This window comes from Salinispora goodfellowii (genome assembly GCF_059570675.1).
Genome location: NZ_JCANTD010000019.1, coordinates 1 through 16912, shown reverse-complemented (window position 1 = coordinate 16912; position 16912 = coordinate 1). Strand labels below are relative to the sequence as shown.

Annotated in this window: 17 protein-coding genes and 6 pseudogenes; 15 read left to right on the top strand and 8 right to left on the bottom strand. The window is 68.6% G+C overall.

Features of this window, described 5'->3' with window-relative positions:
- Positions 1 to 47: 47 nt before the first annotated feature.
- Positions 48 to 782 (top strand): RICIN domain-containing protein, encoded by a 735-nt coding sequence (locus tag T398_RS17445; RefSeq protein WP_496448238.1) that lies wholly within the window; start codon positions 48 to 50, stop codon positions 780 to 782.
- Positions 783 to 786: 4 nt separating this feature from the next.
- On the opposite strand, the gene T398_RS17440 is transcribed toward T398_RS17445, so the two are convergent.
- Positions 787 to 1254, bottom strand: coding sequence for a hypothetical protein (locus tag T398_RS17440; RefSeq protein WP_496448236.1), 468 nt, complete (start codon positions 1252 to 1254; stop codon positions 787 to 789).
- A gap of 54 nt (positions 1255 to 1308) precedes the next feature.
- Positions 1309 to 1917, bottom strand: a complete 609-nt coding sequence (locus T398_RS17435) for a TetR/AcrR family transcriptional regulator (RefSeq protein WP_496448235.1) — start codon at positions 1915 to 1917, stop codon at positions 1309 to 1311.
- A gap of 152 nt (positions 1918 to 2069) precedes the next feature.
- Here T398_RS17435 and T398_RS17430 point away from each other — a divergent pair, with 152 nt between their 5' ends.
- From T398_RS17430 to nshR, 5 genes are all read left to right on the top strand, one after another.
- Positions 2070 to 2525 (top strand): GNAT family N-acetyltransferase, encoded by a 456-nt coding sequence (locus T398_RS17430; protein WP_496448233.1) that lies wholly within the window; start codon positions 2070 to 2072, stop codon positions 2523 to 2525.
- 20 nt (positions 2526 to 2545) lie between these two features.
- Entirely contained in the window at positions 2546 to 3541 is a 996-nt protein-coding gene (gene mgrA / locus T398_RS17425; RefSeq protein ID WP_496448359.1) for an L-glyceraldehyde 3-phosphate reductase, read from the top strand.
- Between the two features lie 87 nt (positions 3542 to 3628).
- Complete coding sequence (locus tag T398_RS17420) at positions 3629 to 4771, top strand: epoxide hydrolase family protein (RefSeq protein ID WP_496448357.1); 1143 nt, start codon at positions 3629 to 3631, stop codon at positions 4769 to 4771.
- Between the two features lie 198 nt (positions 4772 to 4969).
- Positions 4970 to 5374: an NUDIX hydrolase gene (locus T398_RS17415; RefSeq protein ID WP_496448355.1), complete on the top strand. Its 405-nt coding sequence runs from the start codon at positions 4970 to 4972 to the stop codon at positions 5372 to 5374.
- Between the two features lie 10 nt (positions 5375 to 5384).
- A complete protein-coding gene (nshR, locus tag T398_RS17410; RefSeq protein ID WP_496448231.1) occupies positions 5385 to 6287 on the top strand; it encodes an NshR/TsnR family 23S rRNA methyltransferase in 903 nt (300 codons plus the stop codon).
- A 41-nt stretch (positions 6288 to 6328) separates the two neighbouring features.
- Here nshR and T398_RS17405 read toward each other — a convergent pair whose 3' ends face one another.
- A complete protein-coding gene (locus tag T398_RS17405; protein ID WP_496448229.1) occupies positions 6329 to 7855 on the bottom strand; it encodes a multicopper oxidase family protein in 1527 nt (508 codons plus the stop codon).
- Between the two features lie 177 nt (positions 7856 to 8032).
- Positions 8033 to 8215 carry a hypothetical protein gene (locus T398_RS17400; protein WP_496448228.1) on the bottom strand — a complete coding sequence of 61 codons (183 nt, stop codon included), beginning with the start codon at positions 8213 to 8215 and terminating at the stop codon, positions 8033 to 8035.
- Here T398_RS17400 and T398_RS17395 point away from each other — a divergent pair.
- The 4 genes and pseudogenes from T398_RS17395 (at position 8202) to T398_RS17380 (ending at position 11633) form a co-directional block, all read left to right on the top strand.
- A complete protein-coding gene (locus T398_RS17395) occupies positions 8202 to 9002 on the top strand; it encodes a F510_1955 family glycosylhydrolase (RefSeq protein ID WP_496448226.1) in 801 nt (266 codons plus the stop codon). The genes T398_RS17400 and T398_RS17395 overlap by 14 nt on opposite strands.
- A 25-nt stretch (positions 9003 to 9027) precedes the next feature.
- Positions 9028 to 9721 (top strand): annotated as a pseudogene (locus T398_RS17390) (response regulator).
- Positions 9718 to 10827, top strand: coding sequence for a HAMP domain-containing sensor histidine kinase (locus T398_RS17385; RefSeq protein WP_496448225.1), 1110 nt, complete (start codon positions 9718 to 9720; stop codon positions 10825 to 10827). Before T398_RS17390 ends, T398_RS17385 begins: the two are co-directional and overlap by 4 nt.
- A gap of 170 nt (positions 10828 to 10997) precedes the next feature.
- Positions 10998 to 11633, top strand: coding sequence for a hypothetical protein (locus T398_RS17380; RefSeq protein WP_496448223.1), 636 nt, complete (start codon positions 10998 to 11000; stop codon positions 11631 to 11633).
- A 40-nt stretch (positions 11634 to 11673) separates the two neighbouring features.
- Here the strand turns inward: T398_RS17380 and T398_RS17375 are convergent, their stop codons facing one another.
- Genes T398_RS17375 through T398_RS17365 form a run of 3 tightly spaced genes read right to left on the bottom strand, consistent with a single transcriptional unit; the run spans position 11674 to position 13430 of the window.
- Positions 11674 to 12456: a hypothetical protein gene (locus T398_RS17375; protein ID WP_496448221.1), complete on the bottom strand. Its 783-nt coding sequence runs from the start codon at positions 12454 to 12456 to the stop codon at positions 11674 to 11676.
- A complete protein-coding gene (locus tag T398_RS17370; protein ID WP_496448220.1) occupies positions 12449 to 12799 on the bottom strand; it encodes a hypothetical protein in 351 nt (116 codons plus the stop codon). The genes T398_RS17375 and T398_RS17370 overlap by 8 nt, the downstream gene beginning before the upstream one ends.
- Positions 12800 to 12815: 16 nt before the next feature.
- A complete protein-coding gene (locus tag T398_RS17365) occupies positions 12816 to 13430 on the bottom strand; it encodes a hypothetical protein (protein ID WP_496448218.1) in 615 nt (204 codons plus the stop codon).
- A gap of 268 nt (positions 13431 to 13698) precedes the next feature.
- Here T398_RS17365 and T398_RS17360 point away from each other — a divergent pair.
- From T398_RS17360 to T398_RS17350, 3 genes and pseudogenes are all read left to right on the top strand, one after another.
- Positions 13699 to 14348 (top strand): annotated as a pseudogene (locus tag T398_RS17360) (C2 family cysteine protease); the annotation flags it as partial.
- 80 nt (positions 14349 to 14428) lie between these two features.
- A pseudogene (locus T398_RS17355) lies at positions 14429 to 15256 on the top strand (SMI1/KNR4 family protein); the annotation flags it as partial.
- A 23-nt stretch (positions 15257 to 15279) separates the two neighbouring features.
- Positions 15280 to 15942, top strand: a complete 663-nt coding sequence (locus T398_RS17350) for a hypothetical protein (RefSeq protein ID WP_496448217.1) — start codon at positions 15280 to 15282, stop codon at positions 15940 to 15942.
- Here T398_RS17350 and T398_RS17345 read toward each other — a convergent pair.
- Positions 15912 to 16313, bottom strand: a pseudogene (locus tag T398_RS17345) (hypothetical protein). The gene T398_RS17350 and the pseudogene T398_RS17345 overlap by 31 nt on opposite strands.
- Here T398_RS17345 and T398_RS17340 point away from each other — a divergent pair.
- Together T398_RS17340 and T398_RS17335 are read left to right on the top strand one after the other, a co-directional pair.
- Positions 16314 to 16653: pseudogene (locus tag T398_RS17340) on the top strand (transposase); the annotation flags it as partial. It abuts the pseudogene before it with no gap.
- A pseudogene (locus T398_RS17335) lies at positions 16654 to 16912 on the top strand (hypothetical protein); the annotation flags it as partial.

Sequence of the window (16912 nt, the reverse complement as noted above, 5' to 3'; positions counted from 1 at the left end):
GCCGGGGAGGCTAGCCGTGACCCCCACTGGTGGGTCAGGATGCCGGCATGTCCACCTCCACCCAACGCCCCGACCCGGCCGGCACCGTCTACCGCCGCCCCGGCGCCGCCCGCCCTCGACTGCCCCGCGATCCGCTGACGTGGGTGGCGGTGTTCATCGGTGCGGCCGGCCTCCTACTCGGGGGCTTCTTCGTCCTCGGCGGCCCGGGTGGTGACGGCACGCCCGCCGTCCCGGTGGTGGCCGCGACTCCGTCCACCGGCGCATCGACCCCGGCGGGGCAGGAGCCGCCCGCCCCGCCCACCGTGACCGTCAGCTCCCCGACGTCCGCTCCACCCACCGAGGGAGCCAGTTCCCGGCCGGTCGTCCCCACCGGCCCGACAGCGTTTCGCCAGGTGGCCTCGGGCCGGTGTCTGGGCGTTGACGGAGACGGCGCACAGGCGCCCGCGAGGCTCCTCGACTGCCGCGGCGACGACCCGCGGCAGCGGTGGTTGCCCAACGCCATCGGCTCGGGCCTGGTGAGCCTGGTCAACCAGGCCTCGAACATGTGCCTCGACGTGGAGGGCTCCAACGCCGCCGACGGGGCGCGGCTGCAGCAGTATCCGTGCCACGGCGAGGCCAACCAGCAGTGGCAGCTCGTACCCAGCACCGGCGGGCAGGTGCTGATCGCGGCGCTACACAGTGGCCGGTGCGCGTACCCGGACGGGGGCCGGCACGACGCCGGCACCGAAGTCCGGCAGATCACCTGCGTTGACGCCCCCGACCAGCAGTGGCAGTTCGGCTGACCGGCTACTCGGCCCCCCGGAGCATGCTGAGCTGCGCCCGGTGTTTGGGAAGGTGGACCCGGGCGTGCAGGTCCAGCACCCGCCCCCAGGGCAGCGGGCCGTCCACGACGAGGTCGTAGCCCTCTCGCAGGTGGGTGTCGACCGGGGTGCCGGCCGCCGGGCCGAGCCGGTCGACCAGGGCCACCAGCCGGCTACTGGTGGTGCGCAACCGGGCGTCCAACGCGTCGAGATCACCGAACTCGGCGACCAGCGCATCGACCTGGGGCCGGTGCATCGTCTCCAGGTCGTAGTAGGCGTACGGCGAGCCGGCGAGGACCGCCTCGGTCGCCTCGATCATCAGCTCGTCGTTCGCGACGAGATGGGCAACGATCTGCTCGGCGTCGAGCCGCCCCTGGGGTGCCGGGCCGAAACCACCGGCGGCCACCTCCGCGAGCAGCTCCTCGTAGGCCCGCCCCAGCCCTGCGCTGTCCACGCCTGCCAGTCAAACCCGCGACGCGCCGGTCCGCGTCGCGTTCCGGCGCGGTCTTCACCCAGACGGGTGGTCGGCGGCAGCCGGGTCGAGCCGGGCGAGCGCGGCGTCGAGGGCGACGCGCTGCGCCGCCCCGGAGTAGGTGGCCGGGTCGACGGCGGTCAGCGTGTTCAGCCCCTCGACCAGGGCCACCAGCCCGGTGGCGGTGGACGAGCAGTCGGCCGCGGGCCAGTCGGGCCGGACCGCGGCGACCAGCCCCCGAACCCGATCAACAAACCGGCGGTTGTAGCCGCGGTGCAGCTCGGCCAGGACCGGGTCGGCCAGCGCGGCGGCCAGGAAACCCACCCATACCCGCGCCTCCTCCTGACGCTCCGTGGTCGGGGCGGCGGCCTGGAGCAGCACGGCGCGCAGCGCCGTCCCGGGTGTTTCGGCGGCGGCCTGCAGGGCGTCGGCCCGCTGGCCGGTGCGCTGGTGCAGCAGCTCGCGCGCGTGCACCAGCAGGGCCTGCTTGTCGGCGAAGGTGTGCAGCACCATCCCGGTGGTGCAACCGGCCCGCTCCGCGACGGCGCGCAGGGTGAGACCGGGCAGGCCACGTTCGGCGAGCACCGACCAGGTGGCCGCCGACAGGCGTTGCCGCTGGTCAACCCGGTCACGTCGACTGGCCATCCACCCTCCCCGGTCCGGCTCCATCCGGCAGGCCCGCGCCCACCGCGCCGACCCCTCATTCGTAACGTACGTTACGGTAACGCTTGTTACGAGCGCTCCCCCACCGGGGCGCGACCGGCACGAACCAAGCCGGCACGAACCAAGGAGGACACGTGATCTCCGTCCGCCCCGAGCCGTGGGAGACCACCGACAGCACCCGACTGCGCGCCGCACAACGCGCCGAGTTGGACGCGCGCTACCGCAGCGACGACCACGAGCCGGGCGCCCCGCCCACCGCCGACAGCGTCCCCGTCTTCCTCGTCGCCCGCGACCACGGGGGCGCCGCGCTCGGCTGCGGTGGCCTCCGCTTCCTCTCCACCGAATCCGCCGAGATCAAACGGATGTACGTCGAGCCGGGCGCCCGCGGTACCGGCGTGGCGACCGCCATCCTGCAGGCCCTGGAGGATGCCGCCCGCGCCGCCGGCGTACGGACCCTGCTGTTGGAGACCGGCCCCGCCCAGCCCGACGCGATCCGCTTCTACGAACGCGAGGGCTATCACCGCATCGCCAACTTCGGCCCGTACCAGGACGAATCACTCTCCGTCTGCTACGCCCGCGAACTGGCCTGACCTGATCGACGGCTACTCTCCTGATCGTGACCTACCAGGCCGCCGACACCCGCTACGACCAGATGGCCTACCGACGCAGCGGGACCAGTGGGCTCCGCCTACCGGCGATCTCGCTCGGCCTGTGGCACAACTTCGGGCCCGACCGCCCCTTCGAACGGCAGCGGGACATCGTCCGCCGAGCCTTCGACCTCGGGGTCGCCCACTTCGACCTCGCCAACAACTACGGCCCACCGCCGGGCGCCGCCGAGGAGAACTTCGGCCGGATGCTCGCCACCGACCTGATGCCGTACCGGGATGAACTGGTCATCTCCAGCAAAGCCGGCTACCTGATGTGGCCCGGCCCGTACGGCGAGTGGGGATCCCGCAAGCACCTCGTCGCCTCGCTGGACGCCTCGCTCCGCCGCCTGGGGCTGGACTACGTCGACATCTTCTACAGCCACCGGTACGACCCGGACACCCCGCTGGAAGAGACGATGGGCGCCCTCGACGCCGTCGTCCGGGCCGGCAAGGCGCTCTACGTCGGCGTCTCCAACTACACCGCCGAACAGACCCGGCGGGCCGCGGCGATCCTGCGCGACCTGGGCACCCCGCTGCTGATCAACCAGCCGTCGTACTCGATGCTGAACCGCTGGACCGAGGAGGACGGCCTGCTCGACACGCTCGCGGAGGTCGGCGCGGGCTGCATCTCCTTCAGCCCCCTGGCCCAGGGCCTGCTCAGCGACCGCTACCTCGACGGCATCCCGGCCGACTCCCGGGTCCGCACCAGCGTCCACCTCTCCGAACGGGACGTGAGCCCCGAACGGCTGGGCACCATCCGCGGCCTCGCCGCCATCGCCCAACGTCGCCACCAGTCCCTCGCGCAGCTCGCACTCGCCTGGGCCCTACGCGACCCCCGGATGACCAGCCTGATCATCGGCGCCAGCAGCGTCGCCCAACTCGAGGCCAACCTCGCCACGTTGGACAACCTCGAGCTGACCACCGCGGAACTGGCCGAAATCGACCGCCAGCTCGACTGACGCCCGGACCGAGGTCTCCAACATCTTCCCGACTCTCCCCGCGATCGCGGAAGCTAACCTGCCGCATTGCCTGAGACCGTCGGTGTCATGCACGAGAACAACGCGCTCACCCCGTTCCGCATCGACATCCCGCCGGCCGACCTCGACGACCTACGTAACCGGCTGGCCCACACCCGCTGGCCCAACCCGGTGCCCGGCCGCGACGACCGCACCGACTTCAGCCGCGGTATCCCGCTGGTGTACCTGAAGGAACTCGCCGAGTACTGGCACGACGGGTTCGACTGGCGGGCACAGGAGGCGAAACTCAACGAGTACGAACAGGTCACCACGGTCGTCAACGGCCAGATGTTCCACGTTGTCCACGTACGATCGACGAACCCGCAGGCCACCCCGCTGATGCTGAACCACGGCTGGCCCGGCTCGTTCGTCGAGTACCAGCACCTCATCCCGCTGCTGACCGACGAGTTCCACATCGTCATCCCGTCGCTGCCCGGCTTCGGCTTCTCCACCCCGCTGTCCGGGACCGGCTGGGAGTTGGCGCGGACCGCGGCCGCCTACGCCGAGATCATGACGCGTCTCGGCTACGAGAGGTTCGCCGCCCACGGCACCGACATCGGTTCGGGCACCACCGGCCGGCTCGCCGCCGAATACCCGGAGCGGATCATCGGCACGCACCTCGGCATCGACCCCCACCTGCTCGGGCTGGTCGGCGACAAGTTCCCCTACCCCGACAGCCTATCCGCGGACGAAATCGCTCAGATCGAAGCGGTACGCAACGAGGACGCGGCCGATCGCGGGTACCTGCTGATGCACAACCACCGCCCCGACACCATCGGCGCGGCCCTCACCGACTCGCCGGTCGGTCAGCTCGCATGGATCGCCGAAAAGTTCAAGACCAGAACCAACGGCACCTACCAGACCCCGGACGAGTCGGTCGACCGCGACCAGCTCCTCACCAACATCAGCCTCTACTGGTTCACCCGCAGCGGCGCGTCCAGCGCACAGTTCTACTACGAGGCCGAACACTCCGGCCTCGACCTGGTCATGGCCGCCCACGTACCCACCGGGTGGGCCGTGTTCAACACCCACCCCCTCGTACGCCGCGCAATGGACCCGGGGAAAGCGATCAGCCACTGGAGCGAGTTCCCCGAAGGCGGGCACTTCCCCGCGATGGATGCCACCAAACTACTGGCGAACGACATCCGCACCTTCTTCCGCAGCATCACCTAAGCCCGCGGACCGTCAACAGCCGCGAGGATGGTCCGGCGCCAGCCGGGCCATCCCACTGCCCTGACGAGGCTGCTTGCGGTCACGTTCGGCTTCCGGTCACCTTCGGCCAGGCCCCAGCGTCGGCACCACTTCCATCGATATCATGATGCCAACCGACCGCGGAAGGACACTCACTTGTATCGACCACACGCCTATCCGGTGTCCATCAAAGGCGTCTGCCTCCGCGACAACCGTGTTCTGCTGCTCCGCAACGAGCGCGAAGAATGGGAACTGCCCGGCGGCAAGCTCGAACCCGGCGAGGACCCGGCCGCCTGTGTCGGCCGAGAGATCAGCGAGGAGACGGGCTGGACGGTACGGGTCGGCCCGATCCTCGACTCCTGGCAGTACCAGATCCGCGACGGCCTCAACGTGCTGATCGTGACCTACGGCTGCTTCACCGACAACGACTCACCGATCACCGTGAGCTCCGAGCACAAGGAAGGCCGCCTGTTCGCCGCCGACGAGATCGCGGACCTGCCCATGCCCGACGGGTACCGGCGCTCGATCGACGACTGGTTCACCCGGATCGAGTCAGACAGAGGAAGCGAAAGGGGCTTGTGCTAGGGTCGCGCCCGTGGTAAGCCTCGATGTCATCACCGAACGGTCGGATCCGGCCGTGCAGCGGATCAGCGACGTCGTCAAGCATTCGCGATCCGCCGTCCGCACCGTTCTCATCGAGGATGCCGAGCCGCTCGTGGAGTGCATCCGCGCGGGGTTGGACTTCATCGAGGTCTACGGAGTCGAGAGCAGTCCCTTCCCCGACGAGGTGCTCGCCGCGTGCCGGCAGCGGAACATTTCCGTTCGCCTGGTGGCGGTCCCGATCATGAGCAGCCTGTTCAAGGCCGACAAGAAGCCCAAGGTGTTCGGCGTGGCACGCACGCCGAGGCCGTGGAGCTTCACCGACCTGTCGCGTACGACCGGTGACATCATCGTCCTGGACGGCGTGAAGATCGTCGGCAATATCGGCGCCATCGTGCGCACCTCCTTTGCGCTCGGCGCCGCCGGCATCGTGCTCGTGGACAGCGACCTGGCCACCGTCGCTGACCGACGCCTCGTCCGGGCCAGCCGAGGCTACGTCTTCTCACTGCCGATCGTGCTCGCGTCCCGGGCCGAGGCGATCGACCACTTCCGGCGCAGCAGAGTCCCGCTGATCGCCTTCGACACGGACGGCGATCTGGCGGTCAGCGATCTGCGCGACGCCGACGAGCCGCTCGCCCTCCTGCTCGGTGCGGAGAAGACGGGCACGTCGCAGTCATTCGAGAGCATCGCCAGCAGCACCGTGTCGATCCCCCTCAATCCGGACGCGGAGTCGCTGAACGTCTCGGTCTGCGCCGGGATCGCCCTGTACGAGCGGTCCTCCTGGAATCTCCCCGCACGAAGCCCTTCGCCGCGCCCCGCGGGAAACGGCCGGCAGGGCGCTCCCCGGCGCAGCGGCAGACCCGTACGGTCGGGACACCGAGGCCGCCCCGGCCGGTAACGGGGAGCGGCCTCGCGCGGAGCGGGAGAACCAGGGGCCGCTCACAGCTGGTAGGCCAGGTTGATCATCATGCCGGTCTCGGCGTGGTAGATGTTGTGGCAGTGGGTCATCCACTGTCCGGGGTTATCCGCGTCGAGGTCGACGGTGACAGTCTGGTGCGGGGTCACGATGACGGTGTCCTTGCGGGCGCCGCCGTCGCCGAGGGCGAAGGTGTGCCCGTGCACGTGCATGGGGTGGAACATCATCGTTCGGTTGATCATCCGTAGCCGTACCCGTTCGCCCTCCCCGACCAGGAGCGGCTCGGCGTCGGTGAAGGTCTTGCCGTTGATGGTCCAGCGGTAGGGCACCATGCCGCCGCCGAGGACCAGATCATGGGTCCGGTCCGGCCCACGCTGGGGCAGCCGCACGTTGTCCGCGGCCCGCAGCTGGTTGGTGAGAATGGCGCGGCGGTCGAGTTCGGCCGGGCGTACCTCGGCTGACGGTGCACTGCCGCCTCCGGTCCGGACCACGGCGAGCGCCTGGCCCGTCTTGCCCTCGGCGACCGCGACCAGGGGGAACACCCCGTCGGCGACGACGACCTCGACGTCGACCCGCTCGCCCATGCCGACGACCAGTGCGTCGGTGACGTCCGGAACAACCGGAAACCCGTCACTGTGCGTGACGGTAAGCTGGTGCTCGCCCAGCGCCACCCGGAAGGCGGTGTCGGAGGCCGCGTTGACCAGCCGGATGCGTACCCGCTGGCGGGGCCGGGCGGTGAGCGTGACGGGGGCGGCCGGCACCCGACCGTTGATCAGGTAGTGCGGGTAGTCGACGTCACCCGCGCCGCCGAGCAACGGCGAGGTCATGGCTTCCATGCCGCCGCCGTCCATCGGCATCCCAGCGCCGTGGTCCATGCCGGGCATGTCGTGCCCGCCGTGCGTCCCGTCGGTGCCGTCGCCGAGCGCCGCCAGCACATCCTCCGGGGTGCGCCCCGTGCCGTCGACCCAGTCGTCCAGGACGACGATCCACTCCTGGTCGTAGCGGCCCGCGTCGTTCGGGTCGTCCACGATCAGGACGCCGTGGAGCGCTCGGTCGAGTTGCACCCCGGAGTGCGGGTGGTAGAAGTAGGTTCCCGGATGGGGCGCGGTGAAGTCGTAGGTGAAACGCCCGCCCGCGCCGATCGGGTCCTGGGTGACCCCGGGGACGCCGTCCATGTCGTTACGCAACGCGATCCCGTGCCAGTGCACGCTGGTGTCCACAGGCAACTCGTTGACCACGTCGACGCGGAGCCGGTCACCGGCCTTAGCCCTGATCAGCGGAGCGGAGGCGTCCTCGGTGTACCCCCAGGTGTCGACCATCACGCCGCCAAGATCCAGGGTCACCGGGCGGGGGGTGAGGGTGGCGCGGACGGTGGCGGCGCCTTGGCGTCGCCGGGCCAGTTCAGCGCGGTGGATGGCCTCGGCGTGGGGGTCGACCAGTTTCGGGGTGTTGCGGTCGGCGGCGACGGCGACGACTCCGGCAGTGCCGGCGAGACCGGCAGCCCCGGCGATCCCGGCGATCACGCGCCGGCGGGTGAGCAGCGATGACATAGAGGCTCCTTCGTGTGCACCACCAGCGTCATCGACCGCCGGCCCGGCGAGTAGGAATCGGGCCGCTTCTTCAGAGAATCTTCATGGCCCCGAAGGGGTCTTTCCGCTGGCTTCGGGCCATGGTTGACGGGGACGAGAGGTCACCCTGATCCCGCACCGGGGGCCACCCGGACCGGGTCAGTCACGGATAAAGAAGTGAAAGTAGCCAATGAGTAGGACGTCGCAGCCGATGCGACCACGCAGCAGGTCCGGATCCAGTCGAAAGTCGGAGGGTCGCAGTGCGCTGGCCGCACCGACGCGGACGATCATCATCGCGGCGCTGGCCACGCTCGCCACGCTCACCGCCGTGGTGGTGTTCACCCTGCGCAGTCAGGGATCTCCGAACGGCGACACCACAGGTGGTGCCGGACACCAGGCATTCGGGCACGTCCACGGGATCGCAGTCGACCCGGGTAGCGGCGCACTGCATGTCGCCACGCACATCGGGCTGTTCCGCATCGACGGCCCGCGGAACGCCGTACGCGTATCAACGGACTACCTGGACCTGATGGGCTTCACCGTGGTCGGCCCCGGGCACTACCTGGCCTCGGGCCACTCCGCGCAGGGCCCGGCCAACGTGGGTCTGATCGAGTCAACCGACGGCGGCGTGACCTGGCGGGAGAAGTCGCTATCCGGTACGGCGGACTTCCACGGGCTCCAGGTCGCCCACGGCTCGGTCTACGGCTACAACTCGGTCGACGGCGAGTTCATGGTCAGCGCCGACCAGCGAGACTGGGAGCACCGTTCCCGTACGACAATCGGCGCGTTCGCGGTCAGCCCGACCGACGGCGGGACAGTCCTCGCCGTCGGACGCGACGACCTGCAGCGCTCCACCGATGGCGGCCGCAGCTGGCAGCCGGTACCGGAGGCTCCGGCTGTCGGCCTGCTGACCTGGGACCACACTGGCGTGTGGGCGGTCGCCCCGGACGGAGCGGTCTGGTCGTCGTCCGACGGCGGGGGGCAGTGGCAGCGGCGCGGAGCAGTGCCGGGTGAGCCGCACAGCGTCGCGGTGCAGGACGGCACCCTCTTCACCGCGCTCGCCGGTGACCGGATCGCAGCCAGCACCGACGGCGGTGCTACCTGGACTGATCGGTACGCGCCGGAGTGAGGAACACGGCCCGAGGGATCAGGACATGAGTGGACGGGTGCTGGTCGTCGACGACGAACGGAGCCTCGCCAAGGTCGTGGCGAGCTATCTCGAGCGCGACGGCTACCAGGTGCGCTGCGCCTTTGACGGCCCGACGGCGCTCGATGCCGCACGGGAGGACGAGCCCGACGTCGTCGTCCTGGACCTGATGCTGCCCGGCCTCGACGGGGTGGAGGTATGCCGGCGGTTGCGGTTGTTCAGCGACTGCTACATCGTCATGCTGACCGCCCGCACCGAGGAGGCCGACAAGCTGACCGGGCTCGGTGTTGGAGCGGACGACTACCTCACCAAGCCGTTCAGCCCCAGAGAACTCGTCGCCCGGGTCGCAGCGATGCGGCGTCGCCCACGCCAGCTCCACGACCGGCCGGAGCCAGCACCACGTCGGTTCGGTCCGCTGGCGGTGGACGTGCCAGCCCGCGAAGCCCGCCTCGACGAGGTACCCGTGCCGCTCACCCGCACCGAATTCGACCTGCTGGCAGTTCTGTCCAGCCGACCGAATGTCGCGCTGAGCCGCGCTGAGCTGATCACCGCAGTGTGGGGTGAAGGGTGGGTGGGCGACGAGCACCTGGTCGACGTGCACATCGGCCATCTGCGACGCAAGCTCGGCGACGCCCCCCGCCCGCCCCCGGTTCATCCGCACCGTCCGGGGCATCGGCTACCGGATGGGACCGCAGTCGTGAACTCTTGGCGCGTCAGCCTCGCCGTACGGCTCTTCGCCGCGCAGGTGCTCGCGCTCGCCGTCGGCGGGCTGACCCTGGCGCTGGTCGCCGGCGCGGTGGGACCACGGATCTTCCACGAGCACCTCGGGCAGGTCGGCGAGGAGGTCAGCGCCGAGGCGCGCTGGCACGTCGAGCGGGCGTACGCCTCGGCGAACGCGCTCGCGCTCGGTGTCGGTCTCCTCGCCGCGCTGGTCGCGGCGCTGGCCGCCAGCGCGTACGCGACACGGCGGATCGCCAGCCCGGTTACTCACTTCGCGCACGCGTCGGCCAGCCTCGCCGACGGACACTACGACGTCCGCATGGCCGACCCCGGCCTCGGCAACGAGCTCAAGACCCTCACCGACTCGTTCAACACCATGGCGGAAGGCCTGGAAACCGTCGAAACGACCCGGCGACGGCTGCTCGCCGACCTCGGTCACGAACTGCGCACCCCGCTCGCCACCATCGAGGCATACCTCGAAGCAGCTGAGGACGGCGTCGCCGTTGACGACGAGGACCTTCAGTCGGTGCTGCGGGCCCAGACCGCGCGGCTGCACCGCCTCGCCGACGACATCGCCGCGGTCTCCCGCGCCGAGACCCATCAGCTCGACCTGCACCCGGTACAGACGGCCCCGGCGGACTTGGTCCGGGACGCCGTGGCCGCGGTGCGGCCCCGCTTCGCTGGCAAGGGCGTTACGCTGCGCAGCGATCTTCTCCCTTCCCCGCAGGTCAACGTCGACCCGGAGCGGATGGGGCAGGTGCTCGGCAACCTCCTGGACAACGCGCTACGGCACACACCCGAGGGCGGAACCGTCACGGTACACGTGATCAGCGGTGCCAGAAGTGTGGAACTGACGGTTACCGACACCGGTCCCGGCATCCCGGCGCAGCATCTCCCGCATGTCTTCGAACGCTTCTACCGGGTCGATACGGCCCGGGACCGGGACAACGGCGGGTCGGGGATCGGGCTCGCCATCGTGCGGGCCGTAGTCAGCGCGCACGGGGGGCGAGTATGGGCGGAGAACGTCCCGGGCGGTGGCGCAACCGTCCGGGTGGTCCTGCCGTCAGCTGGACAGGCGCAGGTCTGACCGGACGTCCATCCAGTAGGCAATGTTTGGAGGCAGCAGCAGTCAGGTGGAACTCGCACCCCACACAGCATCGGACCGATGCTGCAGACCGGGTCAACACCTGGCTGGAGCACTGACCGCCGAGAGCGCACGGTCATCGCCGGCCGGCGACAGCGAATATATTCGAGCTCATGCCCAACTCGTCCGTCAGTTCCCGCCTGGCCGCCGTCTTCATTGTTCTCGCCGTCAGCGGCTGCGCCGGGAGCAGACCCGAGCTCACGCCCGTGGCCACGCCTCCCAGCCCGCCGCAGACCTCCACCGATGTCATGGACAGCGACCCTTCCCCTACCGGCCCTTCCTACGATGCGGCGAAGCTGGACCTCTGCGTACGTACGGACCTGAACCACATCGCTGACCTGGCGGTGACGGTGACACGCACCGACCCGGAGCCACCTATCGGGCGGCCTGGGGCGGCGTGTCTGTTCGAGATGCGCACCGAGAAGGGGCACCAACTAACCCTGCGTGTTGAGGCGTCAACACCCGCGGACGTCGACGAAGCCCGCATACTATACAAAAATACCCGGCGAATGACCGTTATGACACCGGTCGGAGTCATTGCCGGCGTAGGTGAAGAGGCGGAGGCATTCCACCGACAGTCCACACCGGGCTTCAAATACACCGAATACAAGGTGCGTTCCCGTACCGAAAACCTGGTGGTAGACGTGTGGCTCGCCGTCGGCGATGATTCATTCCTTCCGATATCAACCCTGGCCCCGAAAGCCTTGGCCATCCTCACAGACACCCAGGCGGCAATACCTAAGGTGTGAATCACGCGACAACACTATGCCCCCTCCGTGGCGGGCCCTCTCATCCGCGGACGGTCTGCGGCCACTTCCCTCCGGGGAAATTCGTGTGGTCTCCAACCTCGGCGACAATATCCCGCACATTACCCAACGCCTCCACGAAACGCACCCCAATGTCAAGCAGGTTATCAAGACCGGCAGTCACAAGATCACCTATTGTTCCGGCGAGGGTGGAGAGGGCCCAAGGCAAGTCAATCACTGTGACCGCCTCGCTTGCGGCCTGCGCCAAGTCGCCCGCAATGCCAGTCACGATCTTAGCAAGTCCGACGGCGTAATCGAGATTCCCCTGGCCGACCTTAAACAGCCACTGGCTGATAAAATCCGATTTCTCCACGATATCTTTGGCGGCGGACACCTGTTTTGTCACCTCGGCTTTGTAAGCATTCGCCGCAACGCCGGTCCACCTCCAGAAGTTGTCGCTTATCGGGTCAGTGATACCGGAGGGAAGCTCGGAAGCGGGTGTATAAACATCGTGTAGCCAGCGGAAGCTAGCAATAATGAGAGACACTACAGGCAGCTGCCTCTCGACGGCATGATTCACCCGCTCGATAACAGAATTCAAAGCATCGCGGATGTCGTCGAGATTGCTTTTCATCCACCATTGTGCAGCCCAGCCCGTCCCGCCAGCTAGTCCCCACTTCCAGTCCATTGCAATATTGACAATCTTTTCGAAAGCCTCGACTGCCTTGTCGATGCCCTCGCGAATTTGATCGAATGCCTTATTGAAAGGCTCAATTAACTCCGATTCGACAAGTACTCCCTGCACCCGCTCGCGCCCTTCACTCAAATCTGTAAGTTCCGGCCTCAGGTTCAGTCACCGTGTAAATCTGGTCGAGGTTGAGGGAAATCACCTCGTCAGCCCGATCGTACTCGTCGGCCATGCGCCGCAGAGCCTCCCCGATCTGCTCGAACTCAGTCGCCGCGCCACCGAGGACTCCCATCAAAAAAGACTGAAAGTTCCGGTAGGCGTCGGAGTGGAGAAGGACGTTCGCGTCCCCGATAAAGAAAGCCGAGTCGTCGAGCTCAAGGCCTGCCACCTGTCTCTGGATATCCGCAGCCCGATCTGCCAGCTTGAACCACTTGCCGCCTTCTTCATAGACGGCCTCGGTAATGACCTCTAATTCCTGCATACGAGACACCTCACATTCAGCGTCGGGGGCGGGCCTCAGCGAAAGCCTTAAAGAGCGCGTGTGCCTCAAACCGCAGCTGGCTGGCGTCGAGCAGGGTAACCCGCCGGACATCGCCGACAATTGCCGCGATGCTACCTCCGTGCAGCCGAAGCGTCAGACTCCCCGAAGGGCTCAGGATCTCCTGATAGGACACGGTGTCTGGCAGGCGACGCAGCTGCTCCAGACGAGAATCAATATCGTTCAAAGTAAGCCACGTCCGACGCAACCATTCCCGATCATCGACGTCATCGACGTTCAAGTCACTCGGCGGCGCTGCCCGAGCGGGCACGGCGGAAGAGCCTCGACGCAGCTGCTGCAGAGCTACCGATTCAACTACCGCATTCGAAGCTGCCGTGTACGCCTCGAACAACGCATCCCCGACCCCACCAACACCCACTTGGCTGCGCCACTCCCGGGCAATGGTCACGTCCTGAACGTCACCGCTGTGGTCAACGACAACAGTGACCGATCCTGCACGGTCCTGGCCGGCAAACGTCCTGGGTTGCCGCACGGCGTCTGCCTCAGCAAGGGCATCCTCCGCCCGCCTCTTCATCTCGGCCTCATCACCAAAGAAATCCAGACTGGCCAGCAACGGACGCACCGTCGGTCTATCTGCTTGCATCTGCCCCAGATCCACTACATCGGGTCATCGGTTGAACTTCCGCGACTAGACAGTCACCGTACGGCAAACCACCCGACTCATGGGGCCCGGCACCCGACACGGCTACCCCCGGAAGCCGCGCGGCCAACGAGACACGCCCCCGCTCCAGCAGGGCAGTGGTATGACCGCTGTGAGCGGATAATTCGGGAAGCTTAAGACCACATTTGAGCTTCCCAGGAGGAATGCGACCTTACTCTCCCTCCCAGGGCTCACCGGAGTACCGAGCCGCGCTGCATGGTTCGACCGGGCACCCGGGCGGGAAGCCGCCGTCGAAGCCGAGTTGGCCGCGCTGTTGGCCGCCGGCAGCCCGGTGATCACCGCTACCTGGGGCGAGGACCAATATCCGGCGGCGATCCGCTATCAGCTTCCGCACGGGCTCGACCCCCGGACACGCCTACGAGGTGGTGGCGGTCGGCAACGGCCTGGTGCAGTTGCATAATCCCTGGAACACGAAGCACCCGACGCCGATGACGGTGCGGGAGTTCCTGGACCTGATGAGCGAGGACCACGCTACCTGGAGCCGCCGCCGATCCCGCCGATCCCGCCGACCGCGTCGGCTGTGTCGGTCCAGTCATCCAACCCGAACACCCTCGGGCGGACCTGGTGGAGGAACTGGGGTATGCCATCGCCTACTACGCCCTGGTCGCCGCCGACGGTACGGTGATTGGCTCGGCGGTGTCGGAGTCGCCCGCGGGGGGAGAACGCACCCGGCGCTGGACAGCCGCCGGGGCGCAAGCCGCTGCGGGAAGCGCACTGCCGATCAGCCGGGCCGAGGCCGAGCGGATCGCGTCGGAGGTGCTCGGCTTCACGCTGCCCGACGAGGCGGCACTGCACGACATGCTGGAGGGGGGACCGTGCCGGCACAACAACGGGGAGGAGAGCCGTTGCGCTCCTTTACGGACAGGACATTCATTCGAAACAACACGCCATCGGACACCGGGCCGGCGCGGCTCGCCGTTCGGTGGCTTGAAGGAGATTCTCCGATCCGGGCGGCGGCGCAGTCGCCGTGGGCCATCGGCCCGGAGGACTATCCCCCGCCGGTGACCCTCCGCCCGGAACCGCCGTCGGCGATTCCGCCGCAGGAGCACCCGCCGTTGGCTGTCCTGCCGGACAGCCCACCGCAGGCCACGGAGACTCCGCCCGGGCCGGCCCAGCTACTGCCGGTGGGCCAGTTCTTCGGCACCTTCTACCCGACGGTCGGTTCGCCCGAGCGCATCCACCGGGTCCGCCTCGGCGCGGAGGTGTGGGAGTTGGGCAACGAGCGCTTCACGCTCTGGGCGCTGGCGCACGGGGCCGGTGCCAATCCGGCCGAGCAACCCTGGACCGTCTCGGCGGTGCGCGGTGCGGCCGCCGGCCAACTGCCCGGCGTCGACACCGGGCCGTTGTTGGGCGGGCTGCTAGCCGAAGGGCTCCTCGTCGAGGTCGCGCAGGCGGAGGCGGTGGAGTTCGCGCGCCGGCACCGGGTCGGCGCTCGCCTACTCGGGCTGGGCAACAGTTCCGAAGAGCCCTGGCTCTGGTCAGTCGGTTTCTTCGAGCACCCGATGGTGAAGGTGACGCGCACCGTCTACAACCTGTGGGAGCGGGCCCCGTCCGGGGAGAGCCTCTGGGTGATGTGCCAGGCGCTCGCCGCCGAAGAACGGGAGGCCAACGCCACCGACCCAGAGCTGTTCGACCCGGAACGAATGCTTACGGCGTTCCTGCGGGAAATTCACCAGCTGCTCGTGGCCAGCGTCATCTACCTGGAGCCGCTGCCGTGACCGACACGACGAGGAACCTCGCGATGGTAGAGCCGTTGATCCTGCCGGTGGGGCGCTACACCGGGGAGTTCTTCCCGAGCGTCGGCGCCCCGATGAAGTACAACGCGTTGAGCATCGGCCGGTTCTCGATAACCATGCCCGACCCGGAAGCCTTCGGGGTGTGGGCCGCGGCGCACTGCCCGGTGGACCGGCCCGGCGAGACCTGGAACCGGGCCGCGGTGACCGAGGCCGCCGCGAAGATCGGCGTGGTCGACCCGAATCGATTCATCGCGGAGTTCCTGGAGGAGGGCCTCCTGCTGGAGATCGACCTGGACGCGCCGGACCTGGAGGACTTCGCTCGCGCGTACCGGGTGCTGCCGCTCATGGTGTCGCTGGGTAACACCCCGGACGATCCGCTGCACTACGGCATCGGAATCTTCGGTGCCGCTCCGGTGCTGCGGCTACCGGCGCTGGCCCACGACGTGTGGCAGTGGAGCAGCACCGGCGCCAACCTCTGGGAGGTCTGCACGGCGTTCGCCGACGCCGGCGCTCGAGCTGAGGCGGCGGATGCCCGCGAGCACAACCCCCGGCATGTGCTGCGTGAGTTCCTGACCACCCTGCCCCTGTTGGTCGGGGCGTTCGCCGCCTGCCTGGACGAGGCCCGCTCCGAGCCGGCTCAGCCGACCGGCGGCAGCATCCCGGTGTAGGCGTCACGTACCGCGGCCAACCGGTCGCGCCGGAAGCGGCCCGGGTCCCGCCGGTGTAGCTCTTGTCCCCGTTCGCTGGTGAAAGCGTTGGCCGGCACGGTCTCCGCCCCAGGTGGGACGAACTTGAGCACCTCGTCGAGGGCCGCGACGGCCCGGAGCAGCGTCGCCCGGGCCCGCTGCCCCGCCTCTGCGGTCGCCCTGCCCGCCGGCGCCGACCTGACGTACGCGTCGGCCGCCCAGAGCCACTCGCCCGGGTCGAGGAGCTACGACGGCCCGCTTGCTCCATAGTGGAATCCGGTGGACGGGGGCAAGGTGAGCTCCGCCGGCAGTCGGAAGGTGAACTCCCCACAGGCGCAGGGCCGTAGGTCCATGGGCTGCTGCAGCAGCTGACCAAGCGGGTCCTCGAATCGGCCCTGGACGGGGAGATCACCGACCACGTCGGCTACGACAAGCACGACCCGGCGGGTCGGGGCGGCGAGAACACGCGTAACGGCAGCCGGACCAAGACCGTGCTCACCGATGTCGGGCCGGTCGAGGTGCGGGTGCCCCGCGACGCGGCCGGGACGTTTGAGCCGCAGATCGTAGGCAAGCGGGCAGCGGCGCCCGTCCGGAGTCGATGACATGGTGCCGTCGTTGTCGGCCAAGGGGTTGACTCACGGCGAGATCGCCGCGCACCTGGCTGAGGTGTACGGCGCCGAGGTGTCCAAGCAGGAGTTTCTGCCGCAGGCCCGGGACGTCGGTCTGCACCTGATCGTCGCCCGGCGCACCGGTGGCGCGAGCCGGGCTCTCTACGAGCCGGTGCTGATGCGGCTGCGGGAGATCAGTACCCCGGGGATCGTGATGTCCGGTAACCGGGACGAAGGGGTGCTACTCGGCAACGTCCGTCCCGGGCCGCTGCCGCCCGGTCGGGGCTGGCTGGTCACTCGGCGGGAGGGCACCCGCCTGGTGCAGTTGGTGAACCTTCCGTCCC

What these genes read in the sequence shown, in the direction of transcription:
- T398_RS17435 (WP_496448235.1), bottom strand. Translation starts at nt 1,917, where the DNA reads ATGGCCAGTCGACGTGACCGGGTTGACCAGCGGCAACGCCTGTCGGCG.
- T398_RS17370 (WP_496448220.1), bottom strand. Translation starts at nt 12,799, where the DNA reads ATGCAGGAATTAGAGGTCATTACCGAGGCCGTCTATGAAGAAGGCGGC.
- T398_RS17445 (WP_496448238.1), top strand. Translation starts at nt 48, where the DNA reads ATGTCCACCTCCACCCAACGCCCCGACCCGGCCGGCACCGTCTACCGC.
- T398_RS17405 (WP_496448229.1), bottom strand. Translation starts at nt 7,855, where the DNA reads ATGTCATCGCTGCTCACCCGCCGGCGCGTGATCGCCGGGATCGCCGGG.
- T398_RS17420 (WP_496448357.1), top strand. Translation starts at nt 3,629, where the DNA reads ATGCACGAGAACAACGCGCTCACCCCGTTCCGCATCGACATCCCGCCG.
- T398_RS17380 (WP_496448223.1), top strand. Translation starts at nt 10,998, where the DNA reads ATGCCCAACTCGTCCGTCAGTTCCCGCCTGGCCGCCGTCTTCATTGTT.
- T398_RS17350 (WP_496448217.1), top strand. Translation starts at nt 15,280, where the DNA reads ATGGTAGAGCCGTTGATCCTGCCGGTGGGGCGCTACACCGGGGAGTTC.